Raw genomic sequence first — 14,865 nt, 5'->3', positions numbered from 1 at the left:
CCCCTGAAAACAGGGGTCTTGAGTTCTTAAGGATATAATAAATATTGTGCTCTTGTTTTTTTAAAGTTTTCTAAATCAGCTAACCAAGTTTTTCGAATCTCCCTAAAAGTAAAACCTTGTTCAATCTGTTTTTGAAGTTGTTCAGTCCCAGCATGAATTGTAAAAGATTTGGTGTTGAAAAAGCGTTTTTTATCTTTTGAATTATTGTAGGCCTCGATTAACCATTCTAAGTTGACACGATCAAGATTTTCGACTTTAGTAAGATCTTTACCATAACAAGGTTCTCCTTGATGTTTAGGATATTTAGCTCCAAAATTAGGCTGAGGGACATAAACAAAATCGTACTTTTCGACAGTTAAATCGGGAGAACCAAATATTTGAAATTGCATTTCTGTTCCGCGTCCGGCGCTGATTGTAGTTCCTTCAAAAAAACCTAGACTTGGGTATAGGTTAATAGCTTTATCATTAGGTAAATTGGGAGAAGGGCGTATGGGTAGACTATACGGAGTATTATGAGTATAATTTTTTATAGGGATAACAGTTATTTTACATTTTAAATTATTACCTAACCACCCTTCGCCATTAATCATTTGAGCATACTCTCCTATAGTCATACCGTGTACTAATGGTATGGGATGTACACCTACAAAGCTCGAATGTTCTTTTTTAAGAGTAGGGCCATCAATATAATGACCGTTTGGGTTAGGTCGATCTAGTATAATAACCGGAATATTATTTTCTGAACAAGATTGCATAACATAATGAAGAGTCGAGATATATGTATAGAATCGAACTCCTACATCTTGTATATCAAAAACAACAATATCAATTCCCGATAATGAACCTTTAGAAGGTTTTTTATTTTTACCGTATAAAGAAGTTATAGGAAGCCCGGTCTTAATATCCTTACCATCTGCAACTAACTCTCCAGCATCTGCTTTACCTCTGAAACCATGTTCTGGCGCAAATACTTTTTTAATTTTAACGTCTCTGGATAATAAAGAATCAACAAGATGAGTGTGTTGTTTAAAAGAAGAAGATTGTATAGGATCTTCAATTAGTGGTGTAATGTTAGGATATTTAAAGATTACCGAAGTTTGATTTCCTACAATGGCTACTTTTTTGCCCTCTAACAAAGGAAGGTATAACTCTGTTTGATTAGCTCCAATAATTATTGGTTTAGGGACATCTATACTATCCTGTATTACACTTTCAGTGATGACACTTTTTTCATCTTCTATCGTCTTTGTGTCAGTAGATGAAGTCTGAGATATTATTTTTGTTCCGTTTCCACAAGAAATAAAAATGATAAAAACGAATAAAAACGTATTTTTGAATGCATTTCTGATAAAAACCATAGATAAGTTTGAATTTCGAATATTTTATTGCCAAACGCCTTATCAAAGGTAAGGAACATAAAAGTAGCATATCTACTCCGATCATAAAAATTGCAATTTTTGCCATTGCAATAGGTATGATCATGATGCTCATTACAGTTGCTACAGGTGTAGGTTTACAACGTAAAATAAGAGAAAAAGTTGCCGCCTTTAATGGGCATGTTGTAATTTCTAATTTTGATAACAATAATAGTGTAGAATCTTTGATACCTATTAAGATAAACCAAGATTTTTATCCGGATTTTCAAGATGTTGAAGGAGTAACACATATGCAGGGAGTTGCTACAAAGACTGGGGTAATAAGAACTGAAGAGGATTTTGAAGGTGTTGTAGTAAAAGGCGTTGGGCAAGATTATGATTGGAGTTATTTTAAAGAGTTTCTTGTGGAGGGGCGATTACCTGATTTTACTGATAAATTAAATCAGGAGATTTTACTTTCTGCTCATATTGCCAGTAGATTAAACCTGGAGATAGGAGATAAGGCGATTACTTATTTTTTAAAAAAGAACTCAACGGCTAATTCAAGGCCTAATATAAGAGCTTTTGAAATTGTAGGGATTTATAATTCAGGTTTTCAAGAATTTGATGAAACTTTTCTTTTTGCAGACATTAGGCATATTCAAAGAATGAATAAATGGCAAGAGGATGAGGTAGGGAATTTTGAAATATTTATAGATGATTTTGACGAGATTGATCAGAAAGGTCAGGAGATTTTTGAAAATATACCTTCTACCTTAGATAGTAAAACCATTGCGATGAAATATATAACAATATTTGAATGGTTAAAGCTTTTTGATCTTAATATTATTGGGATTATCGGAATCATAATCCTGGTTGCTGGTATTAATATGATAACCGCTTTATTGGTTTTGATCCTAGAAAGAACTCCAATGATTGGTATGTTAAAAGCCTTGGGGACTTCGGATTGGAGTATTCGTAAAGTATTTTTGTACAATGCGGCTTATCTTATTGCAATTGGTCTTTTTTGGGGCAATGTTATTGGGATTGGTTTGTTGTTTATTCAACAACAATATGGTGTAATAGGGCTTAATCCTGCAACTTATTATGTAAGTACGGCACCAATTTATATTAGTACCGGATACATATTTTTATTAAATATAGGAACATTGATACTTTGTCTTTTGATGCTTTTAATTCCATCATATATTGTTTCTAAAATAACACCCGTAAAAGCAATTCGATTTGAATAATTCCTTAGTAGTTATAAAAATTGCCAGTCGTTGATCTAGATTGTATCTTTGCAGGGCAAAAAATTATAATAGATTAATGATTTGCAAATATTTCTTGTAAAGAAAGCTTATATATAAAATCACCTAATTTTACGCTTGTGGAATACGCAAAAAATATATTAGAAACCATTGGTAACACTCCTTTGGTAAAAATGAATGCTTTAGTAAATGATGTAGAAGCACTAGTATTAGCAAAGTATGAAACTTTTAACCCAGGAAACTCGGTTAAGGATCGTATGGCTTTAAAAATGATAGAAGATGCTGAGGCTGATGGAAGATTAAAACCAGGAGGAACGATAATAGAAGGAACCTCTGGAAATACAGGAATGGGACTAGCATTGGTAGCTATTGTGAAAGGATATAAGCTAATTTGTGTTATGGCAGATAAGCAATCCAAAGAAAAAATGGATATTTTACGAGCTGTAGGTGCCAAAGTAATGGTTTGTCCAACAAATGTGGAACCTGATGATCCAAGATCATATTATTCAGTTTCGAAAAGACTGGCAGAAGAAACACCAAATTCATGGTACGTTAATCAATATGATAACCCTTCCAACGCAATAGCTCATTATGAAAGTACAGGTCCTGAGATCTGGAAACAAACTGAAGGTAAAATAACACACTTTATTGTTGGAGTAGGCACGGGTGGTACAATTTCAGGAGTTGGTAAATATCTGAAAGAACAAAATCCAGATGTAAAAATTTGGGGGATAGATACATATGGATCCGTTTTTAAAAAATATCACGAAACAGGTATTTTTGACGAAAACGAAATTTATTCATATATCACAGAAGGTATTGGAGAAGATATCTTACCTAAGAATGTTGACTTTTCTGTAATAGATGGATTTACCAAAGTAACGGATAAAGATGCTGCTGTTTATACACAAAAACTGGCAAAAGAAGAAGGTATGTTTTTGGGTAATAGTGCAGGAGCAGCAATAAAAGGATTATTACAACTGAAAGAAAATTTTACTAAAGATGATGTAGTAGTTATTTTATTTCATGATCATGGAAGTAGATACGTAGGTAAGATGTTTAATGACGATTGGATGCGTGAAAGAGGATTTCTTGATGAAGATGTTTCTACAGCGGTAGACCTTATAAAGGATCATGCAGAAAAGCCATTGGTTACTGTAAAAACAGAAGAGCTTGTATCTCATGCTATAGAAAGAATGCGTAAATTCCAGATTTCACAAATACCTGTAGTAGATACAGAAGGTTTTGTAGGTTCTGTAGATGAAAGCGCTTTATTTACAGCATTTTTAGATGATAAGAGTATGGATAGTACTCCTATTAAAGAAGTAATGAAAGCCCCATTCCCAATTGTAAATGCTAAAACTTCACTTGACGAAATATCTAAACTTATCAAAAACGGAAATCCAGCAGTACTCGTAGCCTTAGAAAATGGAAAACATCATATTATTACCAAATATGATGTGATAAGTCATATAAAATAAATTATTATATTTATAGAAATATTATCCCCTCTACCAATATTTTAAAGTTGGTAAAGGGGTTGTTTTTATACCCCAATCTATTTTTAGGTTGTTTTTAGCGCAACTATAAGGTCAGGTGCTAATCTATAAATGTAAGGAACCGTATTAAAAGGAAGGTTATGTATAGGTATTCATTTGATTTTTCTGACATAAACACACTTAGGGATTATTTTAGATCTCAATTAGATCCCAATAGTACCTGTGATCAGATTCATTTTCCTCCAGAAATAGGAGAAGGTTATCTCTCCTATTATAAGATATCTCCAGAAGTTTTTCTTCTTGTTAACAATTATAAAGCAAATGCTGATATAGAATATGTTAGAGAACCAATTAAAGAAAAAGATATCATACTACATTTTCGTAAATATGCCTTGAACCATGAAATTAAGGAAAATGAAATAGTTAGTGAATATTCTGATAGTTATACGCCTGGAAATATGAGATGTATGGACGCCCGACAGGGAGAACGTGTCTTTATAACCAAGGGAGCAGAAGTAAAATCTACGATGATAGTTCTTAAAAGTTCGTATACAAGGCCTTACTTTATCAAAAGTAATGATATGGCAGAACGAGTTGATAACTATATTAGATATTCTCACCAACATATCAACAAATTCTATTTATCATATAAGCAATCACATCTTTTTGACCAGATTGTGAATCCAGATATTAAAAAGGTAGAGAATTATCTCTATTATGTAGCTAGAGGGATTAAATTATTAGAAACTTTTTGGAAAGATGTACAAAAGTGGGAAACAGAAAGTAACCCATTTAATATTAATAGTAATCAGGTTGGTAATATATATAAAGTAAGCACTTATTTAGAAAATAGTCTTCATGAGCCTTTTGTTGGAGTTGATCAATTAGCAACTATGGCTCATATGAGTAGAACTAATTTTTTTAATATGTTTAAAGAAATACATAATAAAACTCCTCTAGAATTTTTTAATAATAAAAAGTTGGAAAGTTCTTATAATATGATTTTTAGTCAGGGATTGTCGATTAAAGAAGTGATGGATAATCTTAATTATTCGAATTCTTCAAAGTTTAAAAAAGCTTTTTATGACCGATTCGATGTATATCCTGACATAAATGTATAAAATAAAGATGGTCGTCAAAAAATGACAACCATCAATAACCTAACACAAACTCAACTAAGCTTAGGGTTTTGTAATCTTTATATTTTTATGAAATAATAGTTTTCCCTTCTATTATGGTAACAAAGTAAATAAATGAATCTATTACAATAATTTCCATTAATACAAAAAATGTTACCAATAGTACATTTTTCCACCTAATTAACTAGATTTTAAGAATTAAGGAGTGATATCGTACTATTTTGAGTGGGTTAGTTTTGAAATTTTGTGTTTTTTCCTACAAAGAGCCTATTTTTTTTTGAAGGGCTTAAAATCAGACTCAAAATACTTGGTGTTACACGATATGTTGATCCAAAACTTTAATAAAAGTTTCTGGTTCTGGTCGTACTCGATAATTGTCAGTTAAATCACTAAAAATAATTTTTCCATTATTATCAGTAATAATAACTGTAGGCATTACAGTATCGCTATTATAACCTAAAGTTTGAAAACCCATAGGAATTCCATTTTTCGCAAAAATGTTTAGTTGCCTAGCAACTTTATTACCTTGATCTATTAAGAAAATAAAATTGAGCTCAAATTTCTTAGCGAGCGATTTTGTGTGTTTGTGAGGTTGAGGGCTTATAAAAACTACATTAACATTCCTTTTTTCCAGTTCTTTATATTGAGAGGCAATTTCTTTGATTTGAGCCATGCATAAAGGACACCAATTACCTCTGTAGAATAAAAAAATAGAAGGATTATTCATAAACATAGAAGTATTAATTTCGTTTTTATCAGGATCCTGTAAATTGAGTTCTGGTAAAAGCTTACCAACTTTAATAACGGTATTTTCCTTTCTGTTTTCAAAAGTAGAATACCATTTTATATATAAAATCCAGCCTATAAATAAACCAACAGTTGGCAAAGAACCTAAAAAATCCTGTTGTATAATTCCGCCAGCAATCAAACTAATAATAAATCCTATAGCTATTAGCAAAGTGTAAAATTTTGGATTGGCTTCAGTTCTCGCAACAGGTTTGATAAAAAGCCCGAGAAAAAATGATGCTATTGTAACAGATACCATCAATCTACCGATATACCGATACGATATTCCGTGATTTATTAGATGAATGACACTGTCAATTACAAAATAAAGAGCTATGACTGGAAATATTGATATAAAGATAGATTTCAGTACAGTTTTCATAAATGGGTTTTGTGATTGGTCATAGATATTTATATCGACTTACAAGATTATCATAAATTTTATTACTTTCATCATCTATGAATGAAGATTTTTTACAGTATTTATGGAAGCATAAAAAGTTTAGTGTTACTAATCTAAAAACTACTCAAGGAGAAGATTTGATTCTTCAACAAATTGGGATTCATAATGTTGATAAATCTGGTCCTGATTTTTTTAATTCAAGATTGATAATTGATAATCAAAAGTGGGCAGGAAACGTTGAAGTGCATAAAAAATCAAGCGATTGGTATGTTCATAATCATGAGAATGATCCTGCATACGACAATGTTATCCTTCATGTGGTTTGGGAAGATGATGTTGAGGTTTTTCGGAAAGACAATTCAATCATTCCTACTTTGCAGTTGAAGGATCATGTGGTAGATCAGGTATTGAAGCGTTACCATAAACTCTTTAAAGACAACAATAAGCGTTGGATTAGTTGTGATAAACAATTGAAAGAAGTCTCTGATTTTGTTATATCTAATTTGCAAGAACGTTTGTACTTAGAAAGACTTGAACAAAAATCAATGTTGATTTATGATTTATTAGAGAAATCAGCAAACAACTGGGAAGCAGTTTTGTTTAAATTACTTTCTAAAAATTTTGGATTAAAAGTTAATGGAGATGCTTTTTTAAGCTTAGCTAATTCCATGGATTTTTCTATAGTAAGAAAGTGTAGTGATGATTTACAGCGATTAGAGGCTTTGTTTTTTGGGCAGTCTAATCTGCTAGAAGCAGATACTAAAGAAGAATATGTTTTAGAGCTTCACAATGAGTATGATTTCCTCAAAAATAAATTTAAGCTTAATAATAATGGGGTGTTGCCTTTTCAATTTTTCAGATTGAGACCTCCTAATTTCCCAACAGTAAGATTAGCTCAATTTGCAAACCTTTATTATAAAAATCAACAACTCTTTACAGATATTATAAGGATTGATAAAGTAGATGAATTTTATAAGCTATTTAAAGTAGAGACTAGCGAATATTGGCATAATCATTATAATTTTGGAAAAGAATCTGCTTCACAAAGAAAAAAACTAACGAATGCCTTTATTGATTTGGTTCTAATAAATACAATAATACCGATTAAATTTATTTATGCCAGAAGTTTAGGTAAAGACCCTGAAGAAGAAATTCTTGAACTGATTTCTCAATTGCCAAAAGAAAAAAACAGTATAGTTGAAAAATTTAGTGCTTTAAATGTAGATATAGAGAATGCAATGCACTCTCAGGCAATGATTCAACTCAAGAATAATTACTGCGACCAAAAGGCGTGTCTTAAATGTTCTGTAGGGAATTATTTATTAAATCAGGATTGATTTTAGGATAATATAATTATTTTGCGGTATGCTATACAACCTCAGACATTTTTTAGAAAGAAACGGGTTTTATGTTTCCAGTAGATTGGCAGATAGATTTGGGATGCGTGCAAAGAATGTACGTTTGTTTTTTATCTATCTCACATTTGCTACGGTAGGATTAGGTTTTGTGATCTATCTCAATATGGCGTTTTGGTTGAAGTTAAAGGATCTGGTATATACTAAACGAACTTCTGTATTTGATCTATGATAAATATTTATAATTGGGGTCGGCCAAAATTGTACATTGCTGTTATTCTATTGTTTATAGTGATCAGCATTGGGGTTCTGGGATTTAGGTTTTTTTCTGATTATTCTTGGATAGATGCTTTGTATATGACTGTCATCACTATGTCTACAGTTGGTTTTAGTGAAGTACAACCACTAGATGATAACGCAAAGTTGTTTACCATATTTCTTATCTCGACAAGTGTAGCAATATTTGCCTATTCAGTATCGGTGATTACTGAATTTATTGTGAGTAAGAACGACCCTAAAAGAGTACAATATCGAAAAACGCAAAAGATGATACATCATTTAAATAATCACATAATCATTGTAGGTTATGGGCGTAATGGTAAACAGGCTGCAGCAAAATTATTAGCCTATAATAAGCCATTTATCATTATAGAAAAGGATTTTGATATTATTGAAAGATATCAAAGTGATACATTATTTTTTCTAAAAGGCAATGCCACAGAAGATGAAGTTTTAATTGAAGCAGGAATAAAAAACGCATCTTGTCTAATCTGTACGCTGCCAGAAGATGCGGATAATCTTTTTATAGTACTTTCGGCAAGACAAATCAATACAAAACTTAAAATCATTAGTAGAGCCTCTCAGGATACATCGTATAAAAAGATTCGACTAGCAGGAGCGGATAATGTAATTATGCCAGATAGAATAGGAGGGGATCATATGGCATCATTAGTAGTAGTGCCTGATTTGATAGAATTTTTGGATAACCTTTCTATTGTGGGTAGAAAATCAATCAATATAGAAGAAGTGTCGTTTGAAGATATGTTTGATGATAAGATAGAGAGAACAATTCGTACAATAGATATGAGATCAAAAACTGGATGTACTATTATAGGTTATAAATCTCCAGAAGGAGAATATATTGTAAACCCTGAAGCTGACACCGTTTTAAGACCAGGTTCTAAGATCGTAATTTTAGGTCGACCAGAGCAAGTAAATCTTCTTAATAAAGAATTCAATATTTGAGTATTACAAAACATTTAACCAACAAAAAATTGTAAACAACCGTTTTTTTTAGCATCTTGCTCGCTTCTTAAACAACAAAAAATTAATTAACTCACTTTATCATGAAGAGATTTCTTCTTTCAATTTTAGCACTCACACTCCCATTATTAACATTTGCACAAGAAACCACAGAAAAAGGTCTAGATCAAAAAATAGACGAAAGTTTTAAGCCGGTTTCGGACTTTTTCTCTAAAGTTATTTTCTTCGAAGTTTTTGAAGGAGCTCCATTTGTTATAATACTACTAGTATTGAGTGCCTTGTTTTTTACTATTTATTTTGGTTTTCCAAATATTAGATATTTTGCAAAAGCGATTAATGTAGTGAGAGGTAAATATGATGATGTTGAAGGACATAGTTTAGGAGATCCAGCTGCAGCTGTAGATGGAGATATTCCAGATACTATAAGAGATGAAAGTAAAGAAGGAGAGGTAAGTCATTTCCAGGCATTGGCAACCGCTGTTTCAGGAACAGTAGGTAATGGTAACATTGCAGGTGTGGCACTAGCAATTGCTCTTGGGGGTCCTGGAGCAACATTCTGGATGATTGTATGTGGATTGTTAGGAATGTCTACAAAATTTGTAGAATGTACATTAGGAGTTCAATATAGAGATGTTGGCGAGGATGGAACTGTGTATGGAGGTCCAATGTATTATATAAGTAAAGGATTGAAAGAAAAAGGGTTTAAAACCCTTGGTAAAATTGCAGCAGTTCTATTTGCAATCTTTTGTATTGGAGGTTCATTTGGTGGTGGTAACGCGGCACAATCTAATCAGGCAACGATTGTTTTAAAAGAAATGTTTGGTCTTGAAAGTGCTGGAGCTGGTTTCTGGATAGGAATAGTTTTAGCAATTCTTGTAGGGATCATCATTATTGGAGGAATCAAGCGTATTGCTTCTGTTACAGAAAAAGTGGTTCCTTTTATGGCGGTGATGTACATCATTGCATGTTTATATATAATTTTTAGTAATTTCTCATTTATTGACGATGCAATAGGATTAATTATTAAAGAAGCATTTAACCCTACAGCCGTAGGGGTAGGAAGTCTTATTGGTGTTTTATTAGTTGGGTTTAAACGAGCAGCATTCTCTAATGAGGCAGGAGCAGGTTCGGCTTCTATTGCTCACTCGGCAGTAAAAACAAAATATTCTGCTTCTGAAGGTTTAGTAGCTTTATTAGAACCTTTTATTGATACAGTAGTGATCTGTACAATGACAGCCTTGGTAATTATTATCTTTAATTCTGGAGGAGCTTTTACGTATGGAGGTGACGGAAGTGGAGCTGTATTAATTGATGGAGTTTCTTATGAAGGAGCAGGGATTACTTCTCAAGCTTTTGGTAAATTCATTCCTTATTCTAATATATTCTTGACAATTGCAGTAGTGTTATTTGCAGTATCTACAATGATTTCCTGGTCTTATTATGGATTACAATCCTGGAAGTTCTTATTCGGAAGAGGTAAAAGAGCAGATTTAGTATATAAATTATTGTTTTTAACATTTGTTGTTATTGGAGCAGCGGCTAGTATGGGATCCATTTGGGCCTTCTCTGATGCAATGATTTTTGCAATGGTATTTCCTAATATGGTTGGATTATTCTTCTTATTCCCTGTCGTTAAAAAAGAATTAGGTAGGTATTTTGATGCCATAAAAGCCTCAAAAAAATAAGATAACAATCTTTTATGAATAATATAAAATCCCATTTCGAGATGCATAAACGTTTTCGAAATGGGATTTTTCTTTTAGTAATAGTATTGTTTACCCTGATGGCTATCTATTATTTCTATCCATCTATGGATAAAGGCGAAAAAAGTTTTGTAGAACTGAATGAATTTCAGGAACAAATAGACTCCTTAAAAGAGGTAGCGCTTAATAAAAAAACAGCCTACAAGCAAAAGCCATTCAATCCTAATTTTATTTCTGATTATAAAGGGTATGCTTTGGGTCTTTCTGCAGAAGAAATAGATAAAATATATGCCTATAGAAAACAAGGTAAATGGATTAATTCTGTTGCTGATTTTAAAAAAGTAACCGGAGTATCAGACTCTATACTTAATGTAATCTCTCCTTTATTTAAGTTTCCTGATTGGATCAATAATAGTACTGCACATAAATCAAATAAAAGAAAATATCCTATAATATCGGATTCTCAAAAAGGAGATTTAAATACGGTGACAGCTAAAGAACTTCAGGAAAAAATAAATGTTCCGGATTTTATAGCTGTCAGAATTGTGAAATTAAGAAATGATCTTGGCGGATTTAGTTCTGATATTCAGCTTAAAGATGTTTATGGATTATATGAATCTCAAAGAAAAAAAATTTTAGGATTGTATACGACAAAGACACCTAAAGAGATTCACAAAATCAATTTGAATAAAGCTAGTGTTAAGGAATTGATGGAGATACCTTATTTTGATTTTGAGACAGCGTTAGAGATTAAAGATTTTATTGAAGAAAATGGAGGGATCTCGGATTTTAAAGAATTAAGAAAAATTGAAGAGTTTTCAATAGAAAAAATAGATCGAATAGAGTTATATTTGACATTAAAATAAAAATCGGAAAAAATTGCTGTAAATTTTGATGATTCTGAAATTTAATATCGGTTTTACTGTGAATTTTTTAGAATTATTTACAGTAATATACTAGCTGCAAAATAAAGGTAAGCACATGAGTAGTATGTATTTTACAGAAGAACACGAGCTTTTTAGAGAAAGCTTAAAGGACTTTTTACAGAAAGAAGTAGTTCCTCATATTGATAAGTGGGAAAAAACAGGAACCATAGATAGGTTTATTTGGGAGAAATTTGGTGAAATGGGGTATTTTGGTATTCCATATCCAGAAGAATTTGGAGGGTTAGGATTAGATCTTTTTTATACCGTCATATTTTTAGAAGAATTGCAAAAGATTAACTCTGGAGGGTTTGCTGCTGCAATGTGGGCTCATGTATATTTAGCAATGACTCATATTAATAAAGAAGGAGATCACGATATAAGAGAAAAATATTTAACTCCAAGTATAACAGGAGAAAAAATAGGTTGTTTGTGTATTACAGAACCTTTTGGGGGGTCTGATGTTGCAGGAATGAGAACAACTGCAGTTAAAGATGGAGATTCATATGTTATAAATGGTTCCAAAACATTTATTACTAATGGAGTTTATAGTGACTATCTTGTGGTAGCGGCAAAAACAACTCCAGAACTTGGCAATAAGGGGATTAGTATTTTTGTAATCGATAGAGAAACCCCTGGTATTTCTGCTACAAAACTCGAGAAACTAGGGTGGAGAGCTTCGGATACTGGAGAGATCGCTTTTGATAATGTTAAGATTCCAGTCCAAAACTTAATGGGAGAAGAAGACAAAGGATTCTCTTATATTATGCAACATTTCGCATTAGAAAGATTGGTAATGGGGGTTAATTCTCATGCCAGAGCAGAATATGCTTTAGAGTATGTATTACAATATATGTCAGAACGAGAAGCTTTTGGTAGAACTATCGATAAATTCCAGGCGCTAAGACATTCGGTTGCTGAAATGGCAAGCGAGATAGAAATGTGTAAAGAATTTAATTATTCTGTAGCTAAACGACTTAATGAAGGGCAGTATGTGGTAAAAGAAGCTAGTATGTCAAAATTACTTTCAACAAAAATGGCAGATAAAGTGATATATGATTGTCTTCAGTTATTAGGTGGATATGGTTATATGGAAGAATATCCTTTGGCAAGATTGTTTAGAGATAGTAGATTGGGACCAATAGGAGGGGGAACTTCAGAAATATTAAAAGAAGTAATAGCCAAAATGATTATCGATAAAAAAGAGTATAAACCAGCGACATAGTTTTGTGTAAAGAATAACTTTTGCTATACATAAAAGAATAATCATTTTCATAATAAAAATGGTATGAACAATATAATTTGTTTTTACACTGATTTATGTTAAATGTTAAAATCTTATCAACACGAAAACGTTTGAGTTCCATCTCAAACGTTTTCGTTTTTTACAAAATAATTACATTGATAGAAAATTAACACAAACACTAAATTTATTATGAAAAAATTCAAGTTTTTTTATGTTGTACTTACTACAATACTCTTGTTTGTTTCGTGTAATACAGAAGAGACAAACGATATTGTAGAATCAGGAAGTAAATCTCAAGATGAAATCACATCTAGAGCGGGCTTAAAACCTATAGGGTCTGGAGTGATGATGCAGGCTTTTTATTGGGATGTTCCGGCTGGGGGAACCTGGTGGAATGTAGTTAAAGGAAAAGTTAGTTCCTGGAGTAGTGCTGGAGTTGATGCCATTTGGCTTCCGCCAGTTAGTAAAGCACAAAATGGTCCATTTTCTATGGGATACGATCCTTTTGATTATTATGATTTTGGAGAGTATAACCAGATGGGAAGTACAGAGACAAGATTTGGATCTAGGTCTGAATTAGAATCTTTGATTTCAACTGCCCATAATAATCAGTTGAGTGTAATTGCAGATATCGTAATTAATCATAATAGCGGTGGAGATCTAGAATCTAATGAATTTACAGGAACTGATACCTATACCATATTTGAACCGATGTCAAATAAATTTAATAGGACTAAGTATGATTTTCACCCAAATGATGCAATCTCATCTGATAGTGGAATCTTTGGTGGGTTTCCGGACTTAAGTCACGGTAAAGCATATGTTCAGGATTGGTTATGGGGTCGATCTAACTCTGTAGCTAAATACTATAAGAACACCATGGGATTTGATGGATGGAGATTTGATTATGTTAAGGGGTTTGAACCTTGGGTGGCAAAAGAGTTTAATCAAGCTGTAGGTGGATTTGCGGTAGGAGAATATTGGGATGGTAATGTAAACACTTTAAAATGGTGGACAGATCAGGCCCAGATGTCAGCATTTGATTTTGGATGTTATTATAAAATGCGAGACGCTTTTATGGGTAACAACCTTAATGCATTAAATGGAGATATGCTATGGAAAAGAAATGCAATGAGAGCTGTGACTTTTGTGGCTAATCACGATACGGATGAAATTATAAATAATAAGATATTGGCTTATGCATATATTCTTACTCACGAAGGATATCCAGCTATTTTTTATAGAGATTATGAAGAATGGTTAGATAAAAATAAAATGAATAATCTGATCTGGATACATAATAATCTTGCAGGTGGTGATACTACAAACTTATGGACAGATAATGATGAGTACATTGCCAGAAGAAATGGCGGTGGAGGAAAACCAGGTTTGATAGTTTATATAAATAATTCTGATTCTTGGCAAGAAAGATGGATTCAAACAAATTGGTCAAGTCAAAGAATTAAAGATTTTACAGGGCATTCTGGATGGGAGCCAGTAACTCAAGGAGGAAAATGGGTAAAGATTCAAGCTCCCCCAAAAGGGTATTCTGTATGGTCTTTAAAATAATATAAAATATTATTCAATAAAACTTTGTAGGTAATAGTTTTGTATTATATTTGCACCCAAATTATTTCTAAAGAAAGGAGGTGCAACTATGTTAATTATACCAGTTAAAGACGGAGAAAACATTGATAGAGCGTTAAAACGTTTTAAAAGAAAATTTGATCGAACAGGAACGATGCGTCAGCTTCGTAAACGTCAGGCGTTTTCAAAACCTTCTGTAGAGCGAAGAGCTCAGATCCAAAAAGCGCAATATATACAGCATTTAAGAGATCAGGAAGAAATCTAGAAAAATTGATAACGTAGTTGTCAAATGTTCTTTGTGAAAGAATAAAACTTCGTTTTTCAGTATAAATTCA

General features: G+C 32.3%; 13 protein-coding genes. 11 read left to right on the top strand and 2 right to left on the bottom strand.

The genetic code is table 11. The annotated features are described in order from the left end of the window. Window positions 1-26: 26 nt before the first annotated feature. Window positions 27-1,358, bottom strand: coding sequence for an exo-beta-N-acetylmuramidase NamZ family protein (locus U0D62_RS23090; protein WP_322289723.1), 1,332 nt, complete (start codon window positions 1,356-1,358; stop codon window positions 27-29). Window positions 1,359-1,366: 8 nt separating this feature from the next. On the opposite strand from U0D62_RS23090, the gene U0D62_RS23085 reads away from it, so the two are divergent. From U0D62_RS23085 to U0D62_RS23075, 3 genes are all read left to right on the top strand, one after another. Next, on the top strand, window positions 1,367-2,608 hold the full coding sequence (locus tag U0D62_RS23085) for an ABC transporter permease (protein WP_322289722.1): 1,242 nt from the start codon (window positions 1,367-1,369) through the stop codon (window positions 2,606-2,608). A gap of 137 nt (window positions 2,609-2,745) precedes the next feature. Continuing rightward, the gene (locus U0D62_RS23080) at window positions 2,746-4,107 is read left to right on the top strand and encodes a pyridoxal-phosphate dependent enzyme (RefSeq protein ID WP_322289721.1); all 1,362 of its coding nucleotides are present in this window, start codon (window positions 2,746-2,748) and stop codon (window positions 4,105-4,107) included. 158 nt (window positions 4,108-4,265) lie between these two features. Next, a complete protein-coding gene (locus U0D62_RS23075) occupies window positions 4,266-5,246 on the top strand; it encodes a helix-turn-helix domain-containing protein (RefSeq protein ID WP_322289720.1) in 981 nt (326 codons plus the stop codon). 331 nt (window positions 5,247-5,577) lie between these two features. Here U0D62_RS23075 and U0D62_RS23070 read toward each other — a convergent pair whose 3' ends face one another. Beyond that, window positions 5,578-6,432 (bottom strand): peroxiredoxin family protein, encoded by an 855-nt coding sequence (locus U0D62_RS23070; RefSeq protein ID WP_322289719.1) that lies wholly within the window; start codon window positions 6,430-6,432, stop codon window positions 5,578-5,580. A 77-nt stretch (window positions 6,433-6,509) separates the two neighbouring features. Here U0D62_RS23070 and U0D62_RS23065 point away from each other — a divergent pair, with 77 nt between their 5' ends. The 8 genes from U0D62_RS23065 (at window position 6,510) to rpsU (ending at window position 14,795) form a co-directional block, all read left to right on the top strand. Beyond that, a complete protein-coding gene (locus tag U0D62_RS23065; RefSeq protein WP_322289718.1) occupies window positions 6,510-7,790 on the top strand; it encodes a DUF2851 family protein in 1,281 nt (426 codons plus the stop codon). A gap of 28 nt (window positions 7,791-7,818) precedes the next feature. Continuing rightward, window positions 7,819-8,040: a PspC domain-containing protein gene (locus U0D62_RS23060; RefSeq protein ID WP_322289717.1), complete on the top strand. Its 222-nt coding sequence runs from the start codon at window positions 7,819-7,821 to the stop codon at window positions 8,038-8,040. Then, complete coding sequence (locus U0D62_RS23055; protein ID WP_322289716.1) at window positions 8,037-9,053, top strand: potassium channel family protein; 1,017 nt, start codon at window positions 8,037-8,039, stop codon at window positions 9,051-9,053. The genes U0D62_RS23060 and U0D62_RS23055 overlap by 4 nt, the downstream gene beginning before the upstream one ends. Window positions 9,054-9,154: 101 nt before the next feature. Further along, window positions 9,155-10,756 carry an alanine/glycine:cation symporter family protein gene (locus tag U0D62_RS23050; protein ID WP_322289715.1) on the top strand — a complete coding sequence of 534 codons (1,602 nt, stop codon included), beginning with the start codon at window positions 9,155-9,157 and terminating at the stop codon, window positions 10,754-10,756. A gap of 41 nt (window positions 10,757-10,797) precedes the next feature. Further along, the gene (locus tag U0D62_RS23045) at window positions 10,798-11,640 is read left to right on the top strand and encodes a ComEA family DNA-binding protein (RefSeq protein ID WP_322289714.1); all 843 of its coding nucleotides are present in this window, start codon (window positions 10,798-10,800) and stop codon (window positions 11,638-11,640) included. A 115-nt stretch (window positions 11,641-11,755) separates the two neighbouring features. Next, window positions 11,756-12,922: an acyl-CoA dehydrogenase family protein gene (locus U0D62_RS23040; RefSeq protein WP_322289713.1), complete on the top strand. Its 1,167-nt coding sequence runs from the start codon at window positions 11,756-11,758 to the stop codon at window positions 12,920-12,922. A gap of 210 nt (window positions 12,923-13,132) precedes the next feature. Then, window positions 13,133-14,512, top strand: coding sequence for an alpha-amylase (locus tag U0D62_RS23035; protein WP_322289712.1), 1,380 nt, complete (start codon window positions 13,133-13,135; stop codon window positions 14,510-14,512). Between the two features lie 88 nt (window positions 14,513-14,600). Beyond that, window positions 14,601-14,795: a 30S ribosomal protein S21 gene (rpsU, locus tag U0D62_RS23030; RefSeq protein ID WP_024768892.1), complete on the top strand. Its 195-nt coding sequence runs from the start codon at window positions 14,601-14,603 to the stop codon at window positions 14,793-14,795. Window positions 14,796-14,865 lie beyond the last annotated feature (70 nt).

Origin of the sequence: Aquimarina callyspongiae (assembly GCF_034322225.1) — a bacterium.
In the GTDB taxonomy this organism is placed as follows: domain Bacteria; phylum Bacteroidota; class Bacteroidia; order Flavobacteriales; family Flavobacteriaceae; genus Aquimarina.
Note: the sequence above shows the minus strand (reverse complement) of the source record. Positions and strands in the feature narration are given on the sequence as shown.

Coding starts and splice junctions, on each gene's coding strand:
- U0D62_RS23090 (WP_322289723.1), bottom strand. CDS start 1,358: ATGGTTTTTATCAGAAATGCATTCAAAAATACGTTTTTATTCGTTTTT.
- U0D62_RS23075 (WP_322289720.1), top strand. CDS start 4,266: ATGTATAGGTATTCATTTGATTTTTCTGACATAAACACACTTAGGGAT.
- U0D62_RS23070 (WP_322289719.1), bottom strand. CDS start 6,432: ATGAAAACTGTACTGAAATCTATCTTTATATCAATATTTCCAGTCATA.
- U0D62_RS23065 (WP_322289718.1), top strand. CDS start 6,510: ATGAATGAAGATTTTTTACAGTATTTATGGAAGCATAAAAAGTTTAGT.
- U0D62_RS23060 (WP_322289717.1), top strand. CDS start 7,819: ATGCTATACAACCTCAGACATTTTTTAGAAAGAAACGGGTTTTATGTT.
- U0D62_RS23055 (WP_322289716.1), top strand. CDS start 8,037: ATGATAAATATTTATAATTGGGGTCGGCCAAAATTGTACATTGCTGTT.
- U0D62_RS23050 (WP_322289715.1), top strand. CDS start 9,155: ATGAAGAGATTTCTTCTTTCAATTTTAGCACTCACACTCCCATTATTA.
- U0D62_RS23045 (WP_322289714.1), top strand. CDS start 10,798: ATGCATAAACGTTTTCGAAATGGGATTTTTCTTTTAGTAATAGTATTG.
- U0D62_RS23040 (WP_322289713.1), top strand. CDS start 11,756: ATGAGTAGTATGTATTTTACAGAAGAACACGAGCTTTTTAGAGAAAGC.
- U0D62_RS23035 (WP_322289712.1), top strand. CDS start 13,133: ATGAAAAAATTCAAGTTTTTTTATGTTGTACTTACTACAATACTCTTG.
- rpsU (WP_024768892.1), top strand. CDS start 14,601: ATGTTAATTATACCAGTTAAAGACGGAGAAAACATTGATAGAGCGTTA.